Source organism: Dickeya lacustris (assembly GCF_029635795.1).
Lineage (GTDB): Bacteria > Pseudomonadota > Gammaproteobacteria > Enterobacterales > Enterobacteriaceae > Dickeya > Dickeya lacustris.
Window position 1 is genome coordinate 1254732 of the sequence record NZ_CP114280.1, and the last position, 15199, is coordinate 1269930.

Annotated in this window: 15 protein-coding genes and 1 pseudogene; 11 read left to right on the top strand and 5 right to left on the bottom strand. The window is 52.6% G+C overall.

The window, feature by feature from the left end; all coding sequences use genetic code 11:
• Positions 1-175 precede the first annotated feature (175 nt).
• From cvpA to hisP, 7 genes and pseudogenes are all read left to right on the top strand, one after another.
• Complete coding sequence (cvpA, locus tag O1Q98_RS05625) at positions 176-667, top strand: colicin V production protein (RefSeq protein ID WP_125260118.1); 492 nt, start codon at positions 176-178, stop codon at positions 665-667.
• 30 nt (positions 668-697) lie between these two features.
• Positions 698-2215 (top strand): amidophosphoribosyltransferase, encoded by a 1518-nt coding sequence (gene purF, locus O1Q98_RS05630; protein WP_125260117.1) that lies wholly within the window; start codon positions 698-700, stop codon positions 2213-2215.
• 165 nt (positions 2216-2380) lie between these two features.
• Positions 2381-2950 carry a UbiX family flavin prenyltransferase gene (locus O1Q98_RS05635; RefSeq protein WP_125260116.1) on the top strand — a complete coding sequence of 190 codons (570 nt, stop codon included), beginning with the start codon at positions 2381-2383 and terminating at the stop codon, positions 2948-2950.
• Between the two features lie 399 nt (positions 2951-3349).
• The gene (locus tag O1Q98_RS05640) at positions 3350-4129 is read left to right on the top strand and encodes a lysine/arginine/ornithine ABC transporter substrate-binding protein (RefSeq protein ID WP_125260115.1); all 780 of its coding nucleotides are present in this window, start codon (positions 3350-3352) and stop codon (positions 4127-4129) included.
• A gap of 71 nt (positions 4130-4200) precedes the next feature.
• Positions 4201-4891, top strand: a pseudogene (locus O1Q98_RS05645) (histidine ABC transporter permease HisQ).
• Positions 4884-5597, top strand: a complete 714-nt coding sequence (locus tag O1Q98_RS05650; RefSeq protein ID WP_125260113.1) for an ABC transporter permease — start codon at positions 4884-4886, stop codon at positions 5595-5597. The pseudogene O1Q98_RS05645 and the gene O1Q98_RS05650 overlap by 8 nt, the downstream one beginning before the upstream one ends.
• A gap of 22 nt (positions 5598-5619) precedes the next feature.
• Positions 5620-6393: a histidine ABC transporter ATP-binding protein HisP gene (gene hisP, locus O1Q98_RS05655; RefSeq protein WP_125260112.1), complete on the top strand. Its 774-nt coding sequence runs from the start codon at positions 5620-5622 to the stop codon at positions 6391-6393.
• A 99-nt stretch (positions 6394-6492) separates the two neighbouring features.
• On the opposite strand, the gene O1Q98_RS05660 is transcribed toward hisP, so the two are convergent.
• Positions 6493-7401 (bottom strand): TIGR01777 family oxidoreductase, encoded by a 909-nt coding sequence (locus O1Q98_RS05660; RefSeq protein ID WP_125260111.1) that lies wholly within the window; start codon positions 7399-7401, stop codon positions 6493-6495.
• 263 nt (positions 7402-7664) lie between these two features.
• Positions 7665-8294 carry a GSH-dependent disulfide bond oxidoreductase gene (gene yfcG, locus O1Q98_RS05665; protein WP_125260110.1) on the bottom strand — a complete coding sequence of 210 codons (630 nt, stop codon included), beginning with the start codon at positions 8292-8294 and terminating at the stop codon, positions 7665-7667.
• Positions 8295-8627: 333 nt separating this feature from the next.
• Here yfcG and yfcE point away from each other — a divergent pair, with 333 nt between their 5' ends.
• Positions 8628-9179: a phosphodiesterase gene (gene yfcE, locus O1Q98_RS05670; RefSeq protein WP_125260109.1), complete on the top strand. Its 552-nt coding sequence runs from the start codon at positions 8628-8630 to the stop codon at positions 9177-9179.
• A gap of 91 nt (positions 9180-9270) precedes the next feature.
• Entirely contained in the window at positions 9271-9894 is a 624-nt protein-coding gene (gene yfcD, locus O1Q98_RS05675) for an NUDIX hydrolase YfcD (RefSeq protein ID WP_125260108.1), read from the top strand.
• A 129-nt stretch (positions 9895-10023) separates the two neighbouring features.
• Here the strand turns inward: yfcD and pta are convergent, their stop codons facing one another.
• The 3 genes from pta to O1Q98_RS05690 form a co-directional block, all read right to left on the bottom strand.
• Positions 10024-12165, bottom strand: a complete 2142-nt coding sequence (gene pta / locus O1Q98_RS05680; protein WP_125260107.1) for a phosphate acetyltransferase — start codon at positions 12163-12165, stop codon at positions 10024-10026.
• 136 nt (positions 12166-12301) lie between these two features.
• Entirely contained in the window at positions 12302-13504 is a 1203-nt protein-coding gene (gene ackA, locus O1Q98_RS05685) for an acetate kinase (protein WP_125260106.1), read from the bottom strand.
• An 86-nt stretch (positions 13505-13590) separates the two neighbouring features.
• Entirely contained in the window at positions 13591-13926 is a 336-nt protein-coding gene (locus O1Q98_RS05690) for a hypothetical protein (RefSeq protein ID WP_125260105.1), read from the bottom strand.
• A 173-nt stretch (positions 13927-14099) separates the two neighbouring features.
• Between O1Q98_RS05690 and yfbV the strand changes: the two genes are divergently transcribed.
• Together yfbV and O1Q98_RS05700 are read left to right on the top strand one after the other, a co-directional pair.
• Positions 14100-14555 (top strand): terminus macrodomain insulation protein YfbV, encoded by a 456-nt coding sequence (gene yfbV, locus O1Q98_RS05695; protein WP_205744276.1) that lies wholly within the window; start codon positions 14100-14102, stop codon positions 14553-14555.
• A gap of 136 nt (positions 14556-14691) precedes the next feature.
• A complete protein-coding gene (locus O1Q98_RS05700) occupies positions 14692-15186 on the top strand; it encodes a YfbU family protein (RefSeq protein ID WP_125260104.1) in 495 nt (164 codons plus the stop codon).
• Positions 15187-15199 lie beyond the last annotated feature (13 nt).

Genomic DNA, 15199 nt, shown 5'->3' on the forward strand with positions numbered 1-15199 from the left:
CTGAGAAACGGCACCGCTCGCTATCTGTAAGGTGGCGGGCGGTTTTTTTTATTTCTTTACTGGTCAAAAAAATCGGCGGTAATACGCTACGCAAACGTTTTCTTTTTCTGTTAGAATGCGCCGCGAACAGGATGAACGGCGCGATAACTGTCATCGTTCATAATTAGGATAGTTCATGGTTTGGGTTGATTACGTCATTATCGGTATTATCGGGTTCTCGGCTTTGGTCAGTCTTATCCGAGGGTTCGTTCGTGAAGCGCTGTCGCTGATTACCTGGGGGGCGGCGTTTTTCATCGCCAGCCACTACTATGTCTATCTTGCCGGTTATTTCACGCGTTTCAGTGATGAGCTGGTGCGCAACGGTATCGCCATTGCCATTCTGTTTATTGCGACATTGATTGTGGGTGCGGTTGTTAACTATGTGATTGGTTCGCTGGTTGAACGCACCGGGTTGTCGGGCACCGACAGGGTACTGGGCATCTGTTTTGGTGCGCTGCGCGGTGTGTTGATCGTTTCTGCACTGCTGTTCTTTCTGGATACCTTTACCGGTTTTTCACAGAGTGCCGACTGGAAGCAATCTCAGTTAATTCCGCAGTTTAGTTATATTATCAGGTGGTTTTTTGACTACCTGCAAAGCACGTCGAGTTTCTTGCCACGGCACGTCTAGCGGTGGCAACGCTGATGAGGAAAAGACCACATGTGCGGTATTGTCGGTATCGCCGGTTTTACACCGGTCAACCAGTCGATTTATGACGCGTTAACGGTGTTACAGCACCGTGGGCAGGATGCCGCAGGCATCGTCACCATTAATGATGCCAACTACTTTCGCCTGCGCAAAGCGAATGGCCTGGTGAAGGATGTGTTTGAAGCCCGGCACATGCAGCGGTTGCAGGGAAATATGGGTATCGGCCATGTCCGTTACCCGACGGCAGGCAGCTCCAGCGCTTCAGAGGCACAGCCTTTCTACGTAAACTCGCCGTTTGGCATTACGCTTGCGCATAACGGTAATTTGACCAATGCCCATGAGCTGCGCCAGAAGTTGTTTGAAGAAGGCCGCCGCCATGTGAATACCTCGTCGGATTCTGAGATTTTGCTCAACGTGTTTGCCAAAGAGTTGGATAGATTCCAGCACTATCCATTGGAAGCCGACAACATTTTTGCCGCTGTCGCCGCTGTTCATCAGCAAATTCGCGGTGCATATGCCTGTATAGGCATGATAATCGGCCACGGCATGGTGGCGTTTCGCGACCCTAACGGTATTCGTCCTCTGGTGATTGGTAAGCGTTCGCTGGAAGATGGCCGTAATGAATATATAGTTGCGTCAGAAAGCGTGGCGCTCGATACGCTGGGCTTTGAGTTCCTGCGCGATGTTGCACCGGGAGAAGCGGTATACATCACCGAGAACGGCCAGTTATTTACCCGCCAGTGCGCCGAGAACCCGAAAAGTCACCCGTGCTTGTTTGAATACGTGTACTTTGCTCGCCCCGACTCGTTTATTGATAAAATTTCTGTCTACAGCGCCCGGGTGCGTATGGGGCAGAAGCTGGGGGAGAAAATTGCCCGTCAGTGGGAGGATATGGATATTGATGTGGTTATCCCTATTCCTGAAACTTCCTGCGATATCGCGCTGGAAATCGCGCGCATCATCAATAAGCCTTACCGTCAGGGGTTTGTGAAAAACCGTTATGTCGGTCGCACCTTTATCATGCCTGGTCAGCAAACCCGAATTAAATCGGTGCGGCGCAAACTTAACGCCAACCGTGCGGAGTTCCGTGGCAAAAATGTACTGCTGGTGGATGACTCGATTGTGCGCGGCACCACGTCTCAGCAAATTGTAGAGATGGCGCGTGAAGCCGGTGCCCGCAATGTCTATCTGGCCTCAGCCGCACCGGAAATTCGTTTCCCGAATGTGTACGGTATTGATATGCCAAGTGTCAATGAACTGATTGCACATGGCCGTGAAGTGGAAGAGATCCGCCAGATAATCGGCGCAGATGCGTTAATTTTCCAGGATCTGCCGGATCTTATCGAAGCCGTGCGTGAAGATAACCCGGAAATCGTGCAGTTTGAATGTTCGGTGTTTAATGGCATTTATGTCACTAAAGATGTCGATCAAGGCTATCTGGATTATCTGGAAGGGTTACGCAATGACGATGCCAAAGCGTTACGCAGCCAGAATGAGGTTGAAGATCTGGAACTGCATAACGAAGGCTGATGGTTGACAATAGTCACGATAAGGGGAGCTGCGGCTCCCCTTTTTGTTTGTGGATTCGGTAGTCTGAATATGCAGGTTTACGCTTGCCAATGAGTGGATGATGCGGCAAAGTCAGCGCTCAAATGAGGTGCCGCCCGGTTAGGGCCGCATGATATAGAGGTGGCGATGAAGCGATTGATTGTCGGTATTTCCGGGGCTAGCGGTGTTATTTATGGCGTCAGGTTGTTACAGGTGCTCCAGCCAGTTGCTGATATTGAAACGCATCTGGTGATGAGCCCGGCCGCCCGGCAAACGCTGTCGCTTGAGACCGATCTCAGCGTGCGCGATGTTCAGGCTTTGGCCGATGTGGTGCATGACTCGCGCGATATTGCCGCGAGTATCTCCTCCGGTTCATTTCATACCGCAGGCATGGCTATCCTGCCATGTTCTATCAAAACGCTGTCCGGTATTGCACAGAGTTATACCGACAGCCTGCTGACGCGCGCGGCCGATGTGGTATTAAAAGAACGCCGACCGCTGGTGTTATGCGTGCGCGAAACCCCGTTACATCTCGGCCACCTGCGCCTGATGAATGCCGCAGCGGAAATCGGTGCCGTGATTATGCCGCCGGTGCCCGCATTCTATCATCGCCCACAAACTGTGCAGGACATTGTCGATCAGACGGTGAATCGGGTGCTGGATCAGTTTGATATCGCATTGCCGAGCGATCTGTTTACCCGTTGGTGTGATGAATAAATTATTGATTTGTAAAATATAATTGTATTACCCCGACGGGTTGGACGATTTTTCAGTATCATCGGTTTGCACCTTTTTGTAGCGTTCGTCTTTTTTGGTGCATGGTTATGCACAAAATAGGTGCAATTCATTCAATGGCAGTCAGCCGAATAATCCACCAATTTACTGTTGATTGAGATAATTCATTGATTATATTGATGTGATTATCATGATCACTGTGCATGATTTTATGCAAAAATGCATATGTTTGATGGCATAAACTTTGCAGAGTTTCGCAAACAATGTACATAAGTACCAATGTGCATGAATACACCGCAACGATGCTATTCATCACGGCGGATTACCGTCGGTTTTTCCATATCACTTAGGCAAACACAATCATAAATTAAGGGTAATGCGATGAAGAAAATGTTAAAACTTTTGCCCCTTGCACTGGCGCTGGCGGCGGGGAGTGCCTTCGCCGATGTGCCGAAAAATATCAAAATTGGTACAGACCCGACTTATGCTCCGTTTGAATCGAAAGATGCTGCCGGTCAACTGGTAGGGTTTGATATCGATTTGGCAAAAGAGCTGTGTAAACGCATTCAGGCCAATTGCACCTTTGTTGAAAGCGATTTCGATGCCCTGATCCCGTCGCTGAAAGCCAAAAAAATTGATGCCATCATCTCTTCGTTATCGATTACGGAAAAACGCCAGCAGGAAATCGCGTTTAGCGACAAGTTATACGCCGCTAATGCCCGCCTGATTGCGAAAAAAGGCTCGCCAGTGTTGCCGTCACTGGATGCCCTGAAAGGAAAACGCGTCGGCGTATTGCAGGCCTCTACTCAGGAAGCGTATGCCAACCAATACTGGCAGCCGAAAGGGGTGGAGATTGTCGCTTATCAAAATCAGGATCTTATCTATGCAGATCTGACCGCCGGGCGTATTGACGCCGCATTCCAGGATGAGGTTGCGGGCAGCGAAGGTTTCCTGAAACAGGCGGCGGGTAAAGATTATGCGTTTGCCGGGCCAGCGGTGAAAGATGACAAGCTGTTTGGCGTGGGCACCGGTATGGGGCTGCGTAAAAATGAAACCGAGCTGAAGGCGGCGTTGGATAAAGCGTTTGCGGCGATGCGTAAAGATGGCACTTACGACAAGCTGGCGCAGAAGTATTTTGATTTCAATGTGTATGGCGAATAAGCCTTCCTGATTAGCCTCTGCCAGCCCCGTCGGACTGGCAGAGATAAGCCTTTTTTGAGCGGATTGATGTCATGCTGTATGGCTATAGCGAATTAATCATGGATGGCGCGCGCATGACGCTGCAACTGGCGTTATGTTCATTGTTGTTGGCACTGGTTATCGGTTTGGTCGGGGCGGCAGCCAAGCTCTCCTCTAACCGGTTGTTATCCGGGTGCTTTTCCGGTTACACCACACTGATTCGAGGCGGTGCCGGATTTGGTATTGATGTTATTGATTTTCTACGGTTTGCAAATGGCCCTGAACAGCCTGACCGAAACGTTGGGGATGGATCAAATTGATATTGATCCGCTGGTCGCCGGGGTATTGACCCTGGGGTTCATCTACGGTGCCTATTTCACAGAAACCTTTCGGGGGGCTTATCTGGCGGTGCCCAAAGGGCAAATCGAGGCGGCCGTCGCATTTGGTTTTACGCCGCTTAAGGTGTTCCGCCGCATTATGTTTCCCTCGATGATGCGCTTTGCTCTGCCGGGGATTGGTAACAACTGGCAGGTGATTCTTAAAGCGACGGCGCTGGTGTCGTTACTTGGTTTGAGTGACGTGATTAAAGCAACGCAACTGGCAGGGAAGGGGGCTCATCATCCTTTTTTCTTCGCGATGGTTGCCGGTGTGCTCTATTTGGTTTTTACCACCTTGTCTAACGGGGTGCTGTGGTGGCTGGAAAAACGCTACTCACAGGGTGTGCGGAAAGTGAACTATGAGTGAGATCTTGCAACAATATGGGCAGGCGCTGCTGTGGAGCGATGGTTATCGCCTCACCGGGCTTGCCATGACGCTGTGGCTGCTGATTGCCTCTGTCTCGATGGGTGGGGTAATGGCTGTTTTTCTGGCGGTGGCGCGCGTTTCGCCCCGTCGCCGCTATTGGTTGCCGGTCTGGGTCTTTACCTATATCTTTCGTGGCACCCCACTGTATGTGCAATTACTGGTGTTCTACTCCGGTGTTTATAGCCTTGAGTTTGTCCGTGGCACCGATTTGCTCAATGCCTTTTTCCGCAGCGGCCTGAATTGTGCCATTCTGGCGCTGGCGCTCAACACCTGTGCCTACACCACTGAAATCTTTGCCGGGGCGATCCGCTCGGTGCCGCACGGTGAAATCGAGGCGGCGCGGGCCTACGGTTTTTCACGTTTCAAGCAGTATCGTTGCATTATTTTGCCCGGTGCGCTGCGTATCGCGCTGCCTGCCTACAGTAACGAAGTTATCTTGATGCTGCACTCCACCGCGCTGGCCTTTACCGTCACCGTGCCGGATTTGCTTAAAGTGGCGCGTGATATTAATGCGGCAACTTACCAGCCGTTTTACGCCTTTGGTATTGCCGCAGTGATTTATCTGGTGGTGTCATTCGTGCTGATAGCGCTGTTTAGAAAAGCCGAGCGCCGCTGGTTGCGGCACCTTCATACCCGTTCTCACTAAATCAAGCAGGAACAAAGAAAGCATGCAGAATAATAAGCTGATGGTGACGGAATTACGTAAGCGTTATGGTCAGCATGAGGTGCTAAAAGGCATTTCATTGGCGGCTAAAGCCGGGGACGTTATTTCTATTATTGGTTCATCAGGGTCGGGTAAGAGTACGCTGTTGCGGTGTATTAACTTTTTGGAAAAACCCTGTGAAGGTTCTATCCATGTGAACGGTCAGGAAATTCACATGGTGCGGGATAAAGACGGCCAACTCAAAGTGTTTGATAAAAAGCAGTTGCAGCTGTTGCGTACCCGCCTGACGATGGTGTTTCAACACTTTAACCTGTGGAGCTTCATGACGGCGCTGGAAAACGTGATGGAAGCGCCGGTGCAGGTGCTGGGGTTAAGCAAGGAAGAAGCGCGTAAACGGGCGGAGTTTTATCTCAACAAAGTGGGGATAACCGGCGTGTCGCAGGAAAAATATCCGGCCGATCTCTCTGGTGGGCAGCAACAGCGTGTGTCGATTGCCCGCGCGCTGGCAATGGAGCCGGACGTGCTGTTGTTTGATGAACCGACGTCTGCGCTTGACCCTGAGCTGGTTGGCGAGGTACTGCGTATCATGCAGCAACTGGCTGAAGAGGGGAAAACAATGGTGGTCGTCACGCATGAAATGGAGTTCGCCCGACATGTGTCAAGCCATGTGATTTTCCTGCATCAGGGCGTAGTGGAAGAAGAGGGGCCGCCGGAGGAGTTGTTTAATCACCCGAAGAGCCCCCGTCTGCAACAGTTTCTGTCTGGGGCGTTGAAATAACCCAGCCGGATGCACCCCCTGCTGAGACCTGTTGAGAGATATGCCTTCCTCGCCCGCAAGACATTCATCATGCGGCCTCTGTTTTAGGCCCGGATGAGGTTAACCGGCGCGAGGATGCAATAAATTGTCGATGGCCTCTTCAAGCTCGAAAAAGCGAAAACCGAAGCCAGCTTTTTCCAGCCGCTGCGGGATGGCGCGTTGCCCTCCCAACAGCAGTGTGGCGGCTTCGCCCATCAGCAGTTGCAGCACCCAGCCTGGCGTGCGCATAAACCCCGGTCGATTTAGCGCATTCGCCAGCATGGCGGAGAATTTTTCGTTGCGCGCCGGATAAGGCGACACCATGTTAAACGGGCCGCGCAAAATTGGGTTATCCAGCAAGTATAAAATCGCATTGGTCATATCATCGATATGAATCCAGGGAAGGTACTGCCTGCCTGAACCAATAGGCCCACCTAACCCCAGACGGAAGACCGGCAGCATTTTGGCCAACGCGCCGCCGTCACGGGATAGCACAATACCGGTACGTAACAGACACACGCGGGTTTTGTCGCTTTCAGCCTCCAGCGCCAATGCTTCCCAGCGCGCGCAGAGCTCATGGGTAAAATCATGATGAGGCGGTTCATCTTCTGTGACCAGTGCCTGCCCTTGATCGCCGTAATAGCCGACCGCCGAGCCGGACAAAAATACCGCAGGCGGCGTGGCGCTTTGGCGAATCAATTGCGCCAATTGCTGAGTGATGTCCCAACGGCTTTGGCAAAGCCGCTCTTTTTGCACTCGCGTCCAGCGCTTGTCGGCAATAGGTTCACCAGCCAGATTAATCACGCCGTCGAAGCCATCGAGCGAATGTCGCCCATCAAGGCCAGGCCAGTAATCGGCTTGATTGCCCAACAGTCGTCGCGCCCGCTCAGGTGAGCGAGTGACGACCGTAACCTGATGCGACAGCGACAACAAACGTGCAATCAGATGACGGCCAATCAGGCCGGTTCCCCCGGTGATCAGTAGCTTCATAGCGCGCCTCGCTTTGTCTGTTGGGTTATCGCTGAATGGTCAGGGGCAAGAGGGTATCGCTTCCACCTGTGCCTGACCGCTTTCTTCCAGCATAGATGATCCCTTGGTATTTGCGGGTGATATTAACCACATCTCGCGGTCTTTTTACCAGAAAAACAAACGAGTTATCGTTCAATAACAGAGGCTATGGCGTAGAGCAACACGCCAGTCACGCTGGCGTGCTGCCCGTCATTGCGCCCTGCGGGCTATCTGATGAGTGTGAATTAAACCGGGGTGGCTAACTGGTAAGCACGCTGTGTTGCTGGACGCGCCTGAATGCGTTCAAACCACTGTTTCACCGCTGGGAATGCCGCTAAATCAATACGCTGCCTGGCATGGGAAACGACCCAGGGATAGGTGGCGATATCCGCAATGCTGTAATGCTCGCCGGCAAGCCAGCTTACCTGCTGGAGCTGTGTATTGAGCACCGTATACAAGCGCTCAGTCTCTTTTTGATAGCGCTCGATAGCATAAGGCACCGGTTGTGGCGCGTAGTGATTGAAATGGTGGTTCTGCCCGAGCATTGGCCCAAACCCGGCGACCTGCCAGAATAACCATTGCAGCGTGGCGGTACGTTCGCGCACATCCTGGCTCAAAAACTGCCCACTCTTCTCTGCTAAGTACAGCAAAATCGCGCCGGACTCAAACAGGCTAATCGGCGCGCCGCCATCCTGTGGTTGCCGGTCAACAATCGCGGGGATTTTGTTGTTTGGCGAGATAGCCAGAAAATCAGGTTTAAACTGATCGCCTGCGCTGATATCAACGCGATGCAGTTGATAAGGTAGATTGGCTTCTTCCAGAAACAGGGTGATTTTGTGGCCGTTAGGGGTGGCGGCGTAATACACATCAATCATGAATCATCTCTCCATAGGTATGAGTCGTTTAGCCATGGCATAGCATGGGCTGGTATTGCGGATGTGGCACCTGAATCCGCGTCTGATGCTGTTGCGAGCCTAGCACTTTCCTGCCCATGGCATAAATAACCGTTATGGCTATTCTTTTACTATCATAAAGATAGTGTTTATCGGCGGCAGTGAGACTCATGCGGCGAAAAGAAAGTCGATAACGGGCGGGAGGGTGATAGCACCGAGGTTCCGGCTGAAATGCGCCATAGAAATGTGGCCGATTTTATGGGTTGTTTTGATACTATAAACGGACTGATTTTTCTCACGCACCGGAATTGCATCATGAAACTGATGTTTGCCTCAGATTTGCATGGTTCCTTACCTGCGACTCAACAGTTGCTTGCCCATTTCGACCAGCAAGGTGCCGATTGGCTGATTTTGTTGGGGGATTTTCTTAACCACGGGCCGCGTAATCCACTGCCGGAGGGCTATCAACCCGCTGACGTCGCCACGCTACTCAATCGCTATGCATCGCGCATTGTCGCTGTGCGCGGTAATTGCGACAGCGAAGTTGACCAGATGCTGTTACAGTTTCCGATTACCGCTCCCTGGCAACACGTCTTGTTGGCAGACCATCGGCTCTTTCTGACGCACGGCCATCTTTATCACCCGGAAAAACGCCCGCCGCTGCAAGCCGGGGATGTGCTGGTTTATGGGCATACGCACATTCCTGTGGCCGAACGACGCGACGATATCTACTGCTTTAATCCCGGCTCGGTAAGCTTGCCGAAAGGCGGCTACCCGGCCAGTTATGGCCTGTTAGATAGCGGCGTGCTTTATGTGTTGCCCTTGCAAGGGGGGCAGCCTCTTGCACAGGTTGCAATTAGCCACTAATTTAAATCCGGTAATGTTTACACAACGTCAATTATTCCAAAATGTTAAACACGAAAGCGTGTAACAGCGCATGACGAAAGGGCCTCAGAGGATGGTGGAGCAAAGAGAGACGGCAGGCACGGAATGGGTCGATATCGTTGATGAAAATAATCAGGTTATCGCACAGTCAAGCCGCCAGCAGATGCGCGCCCAGCGCCTGCGTCACCGTGCAACCTATATTGTCGTCCATGATGGTATGGGGAAAATCCTGGTGCAGCGCCGTACTGAAACCAAGGATTTCTATCCCGGCTGGCTGGATGCGACTGCCGGTGGCGTGGTGCAAAGTGGCGAGAATTTGCTGGAGTCGGCACGACGTGAAGCAGAAGAAGAGCTGGGGATTGCCGGTGTGCCGTTTGCCGAGCATGGCCTGTTCTATTATGAGAGCGATGACTGCCGGGTGTGGGGGGCGCTATTTAGCTGCGTTAGCCACGGGCCTTTTGCATTGCAGGCGGAAGAGATAGATGAAGTGAGCTGGCTTGCGCCGGAGGAGATAACGGCCCGGTGTGATGAATTTACCCCTGATTCATTAAAGGCGCTGTCGCTGTGGTTAAGCCGTAATAGCGGTAGCCATGATTACACCAAGACAGCGCGTGTCGCGCCGCGCAGTCAGCAGGAGCAGCCGACGGACACGCCAGAGACCCAGCCACAGAGTGAGACGGAAAAATCATCGCAGTGATGATAATGGTCATCGCGGATAAAAAAAAACGCCAGCGTTCGCTGGCGTTTTGCTTTAATTGCGCCAATTGCTCCATCAACAGAGCAACAGTCACCGGCAGGCCAACAGACCTGTCGGTGACAAGCGGCATCAGGCAATCTGGGTCGCCTGAATAGCGGTCAGGGCCACGGTGTAGACGATATCATCGACCAACGCGCCACGAGACAGGTCGTTAACCGGTTTACGCATACCTTGCAGCATTGGCCCGATGGAGATCAGGTCAGCAGAACGCTGTACGGCTTTATAGGTGGTATTACCGGTGTTCAGATCCGGGAAGACGAACACGGTCGCTTTACCCGCAACCGGTGAGTTCGGCGCTTTGGACAGTGCGACGTCAGCCATGATGGCGGCGTCATACTGTAACGGGCCGTCAATCACCAGATCCGGGCGTTTTTCCTGCGCCAGACGGGTGGCTTCGCGTACTTTGTCTACATCGCTACCAGCACCCGAGTTACCGGTAGAGTAGGAGATCATCGCCACACGCGGGTCGATGCCAAAAGCGGCAGCCGAGTCGGCAGACTGGATAGCGATTTCGGCCAGCTGTTCAGCCGTCGGGTCTGGGTTGATGGCGCAGTCGCCGTATACCAGCACCTGCTCAGGCAGCAGCATGAAGAATACCGAGGAAACCAGTGAGCTGCCCGGCGCAGTTTTGATGAGCTGCAACGGCGGGCGAATGGTATTCGCTGTCGTGTGTACCGCACCTGATACCAGGCCATCGACTTCGCCTTGTTCCAGCATCAGTGTGCCCAGTACCACGTTGTCTTCGAGCTGTTCGCGGGCGACCACTTCGGTCATCCCTTTGCTCTTACGCAGTTCAACCAAACGCGGGACATAGCGCTCACGGGCTTCGACCGGATCGACAATTTCGATGCCTTTACCCAGTTCAACGCCTTGTGCGGCGGCGACGCGCTGGATTTCATCCGGGTTGCCCAACAGCACACACTGCGCGATACCGCGTTCAGCACAGATAGCGGCCGCTTTGACAGTACGCGGTTCGTCGCCTTCTGGCAGCACGATGCGTTTGCTGGCCTGGCGCGCCAGTTCGGTCAACTGGTAACGGAACGCTGGCGGTGACAAGCGACGTGAGCGCTCGGACGTCGCCGTCAGGGAATCGATCCACTGGGCGTCGATGTGGCGAGCCACATATTCCTGCACTTTTTCCACACGTTCGTGGTCATCGGCAGGCAGCTCTAAATTGAAGCTTTGCAGGTTCAACGACGTCTGCCAGGTGTTCGTGTCGACCATAAATACCGGCAGACCGGTCTGGAAAGCGCGTTCACACAGTTTGCTGATGGCCGGGTCAATATTGTAGCCGCCGGTCAGCAGCAGGGCGCCGATTTCAACGCCGTTCATGGCTGCCAGGCAGGCTGCGACCAGTACGTCCGGGCGATCTGCCGATGTCACCAGCAATGAACCTGGGCGGAAATGTTCCAGCATGTGCGGAATGCTGCGGGCACAGAAGGTGACGGATTTTACGCGACGGGTCTGAATATCACCGGCATTGATAATGCGGGCATTCAGGTGATTTGCCATGTCGATAGCGCGGGTTGCGATGAGCTCAAAGCTCCACGGTACACAGCCCAGAATCGGCAGCGGACTGTTGGCAAACAGCAATTTCGGATCGATATTGGCGACGCTGGCTTTGGTTGAATCGTCAAAGATTTCTGACAGATCGGGACGAGTACGACCCTGCTCATCAACCGGTGCGTTCAATTTGTTGATGATAACGCCGGTGATGTTTTTGTTTTTGCTGCCGCCAAAGCTTGAACGCGCGATGTCGATACGCTCTTTCAACTGCGCCGGAGAGTCATTACCCAGCGCCAGAACGAAGACGATTTCCGCGTTCAGGGTTTTGGCAATTTCATAGTTCAAGGCATTGGCAAACTGGTGTTTGCGGGTCGGCACCAGACCTTCCACCAGCACCACTTCTGCATCTTTGGTGTTTTCGTGGTAGCGCGCGATGATCTCTTCTAACAGCACATCCTGCTGGTTGCTGCTTAACATCGACTCCACGTAGCTCATCTTCAGCGGTTCAGCCGCCGGAATAGCAGACGTGGCGCGCACGATGGTGGTGGTTTGGTCAGGGGCGCTTTCACCCGCGCGCGGCTGGGCGATAGGTTTAAAGACGCTCAGGCGCACGCCTTTCTGTTCCATGGAACGAATGACACCCAGGCTGACGCTGGTCAGACCTACGCTGGTGCCAGTAGGAATCAACATGATTATACGGGACACGGCTTAACCTCTGTTTACGGTTGCTCGTTACGCAAAAACACGCCATCAGGCGCGGTTCAATAAATACAGCCTTGTAAATAACATGGCCCAAAACAACTCCGTCAGCCTAAGCTGACGGAGTGATAATGCAGTGTTATCAAGCGGTAAGACGCAGCGCGTCTTGTGCGATCACTAACTCTTCGTTAGTCGGAATGACCAGCGCCGGGCGGCAACCGTCTTTCGCAATGTTGCCACCTTTGCCGAAGCGAGCGGCCAGGTTACGCTCGTGATCAACATCAAGGCCCATCAGACCAAGCTGTTTCAGCGTCAGTTCGCGCACCATTGCCGCATTTTCACCGATACCGCCGGTGAAGATAACGGCGTCCAGACGGCCTTCCATCAGCGCGCAGTAAGAACCGATGTACTTCGCCAGACGGTGGCAGTACACGTTCATGGCGCGTTTGGCGTCTTCTTTGGTTTCGTAGTTATCTTCAACATAACGGCAATCGCTGGTGACTTCGGTCAGGCCCAGCAGACCGGATTCTTTGGTCAGCAGTTTGTTGATGTCTGCTACGCTCATGCCCATGGCATCGTGCAGGTGGAATACGACAGCCGGGTCGATATCGCCACTACGGGTGCCCATCACCAGACCTTCCAGCGGCGTGAGGCCCATGGATGTATCAACGCATTTACCGTTACGGATAGCAGTAACTGAACCACCGTTACCCAGATGGCAGGTGATAACGTTCAGATCATCAATTGATTTGCCAAGGAGCTTCGCTGCTTCACGCGACACATAGAAATGGCTGGTGCCGTGTGCGCCATAGCGACGAATGTGCTGATCTTTGTATAACGAGTACGGCAGGGCGTACAGGTAGGCTTCTTCCGGCATGGTCTGGTGGAATGCGGTGTCAAAAACAGCGACATTCTTGTCAGCCAGATGCGGGAATTCTTTCAGCGCTTCTTCAATGCCGATCAGGTGAGCCGGGTTGTGCAGCGGTGCAAACGGGATGGCATCTTTGATGCCTTGCAGCACGTCATCATTGATGATGGCGGACTGAGTGAATTTCTCGCCACCGTGAACGATACGATGACCAATCGCAACCAACTGTGCAGAGAGCTCAGGTTTCTGGCTAAGAATAGTGTTAACGATGAAACTCAGTGCTTCGCTGTGGGCGGCACCGGCACCCAGTGCGGCTTCCTGTTTGCCGCCATCGATTTTCCATTTGATGCGCGCTTCGGGCAGATTGAAACACTCGGCCAGACCAGACAGGTATTCATCTCCGTTGATGGCATCAATGATGGCGAACTTCAGAGAAGAACTACCGCAGTTAAGAACCAGTACTAACTTACTCGACATGGAAGTACCTACTTGTTATACATGGTTAAAAAAATGTCATACCACATCAGCGTAGCGCAGAAGGTGAACGACATTTATGATTAACATCATGCCAGATGAATTTTGCCCGGCATGATAGTGAAAAAAATACCAATGTTGCTGATGCTGCTGGCATCAAACGCCTGATTCGTTGCTGCCACATCGGTTGATAAAATATCGGTGATAAAACAGTCCGTGATAAAACAAGCAGCAACAGCGGATATCCCCGGTGTCCACTGCGTACTGCCCACCAGGGCTCGTCTTACCGGGCACAACGGTTTGCCGGTAAGGAGCGAAACGGTATTCAGGCAACCCCATACCCTGTTCAGGTGTGAACCGTGATAGTCGGGGGAAACCGAGCCAGAACAGCCAATAGCGTCAACAGTGACCCAAACGGGCGTCATACCCTGTATGCTTTGTGTATGCATGCGCGCCGCGCGCGTGTATATCACGGCCAAAAAGGCCGTTTTAGGATACCGACAGGAATCATTAAACACAAAATATATTTTAAGCTTGTCAATTGTAGTTGGTGGTTTGTACAAAAATTTTATTTTTTATTCGTGAAGTTGAGGTAAATATGGCGATGACTCCTCCGGGTAAGACGGGGTGGCTGAGTGTGTTCCATCAGGGGCAGCACTACATGAAAACCTGGCCTGTGGATAAGCGCCTGGCGCCTGTGTTTCCTGAAAATCGCGTCTCGCGAGCGACCCGCTTCTCTATTCGTATCATGCCGCCGTTGGCGGTATTCACACTAACCTGGCAAATAGCGCTGGGCGGGCAATTAGGGCCGAGCATCGCGACAGCGCTGTTTGCCTTGAGTCTGCCGATGCAGGGGCTATGGTGGCTGGGGCGGCGCGCTGTTACTCCGCTTCCGCCATCCTTATTACACTGGTTTCATGACATTCGTAATAAGCTGCTGGAGTCGGGAATGGCTCTGGTGCCGGTGCAAGGCGAGCCGACGTATCAAATGCTGGCAGACGTGCTGAACCGTGCTTTTAAGCAGCTCGATCGCACGTTTCTGGACGATCTTTGATGTAGACCCTGTTTTGGCATAAAGGCGCTAACGTTTTTTCTATGGGATGCTGTTTTAAATCAAGAAACACACGCCCGTCTGTGTGCGATTCTGCTGTCAATATCCCTTTAGCTGGAATCAGATTCAGGAGTGCACGATGGAAATGACCAATGCTCAGAGACTTATCCTGTCTAACCAATATAAGATGATGACGATGATGGATCCGGATAACGCCGAGCGTTATCGCCGGTTGCAAACGATCATCGAACGCGGTTATGGCTTGCAGATGCGTGAGTTAGATCGTGAATTTGGCGATCTGAGCGAAGAGGTGTGCCGTACTATTATCAATATCATGGAAATGCATCATGCCTTGCAGGTTTCCTGGGGGAATTTGAAAGAGAAACCAGACATGGACGAACGCCGCGTTGCCTTTTTAGGGTTTGATGCGGCAACCGAAGCCCGCTATCTCGGCTATGTCCGTTTTATGGTGCATGTTGAAGGGCGTTATCCGCATTTTGATTCCGGCACACACGGCTTTAATTCTCAGACCAAAATGTGGGATAAATACCTGCGCATGTTGGCGGTGTGGCAATCTTGCCCGCGCCAATACCATTTAAGCGCAGTCGAGATTGCGCAAATTGTTAATGCCTGATGCCGTTGCCAGT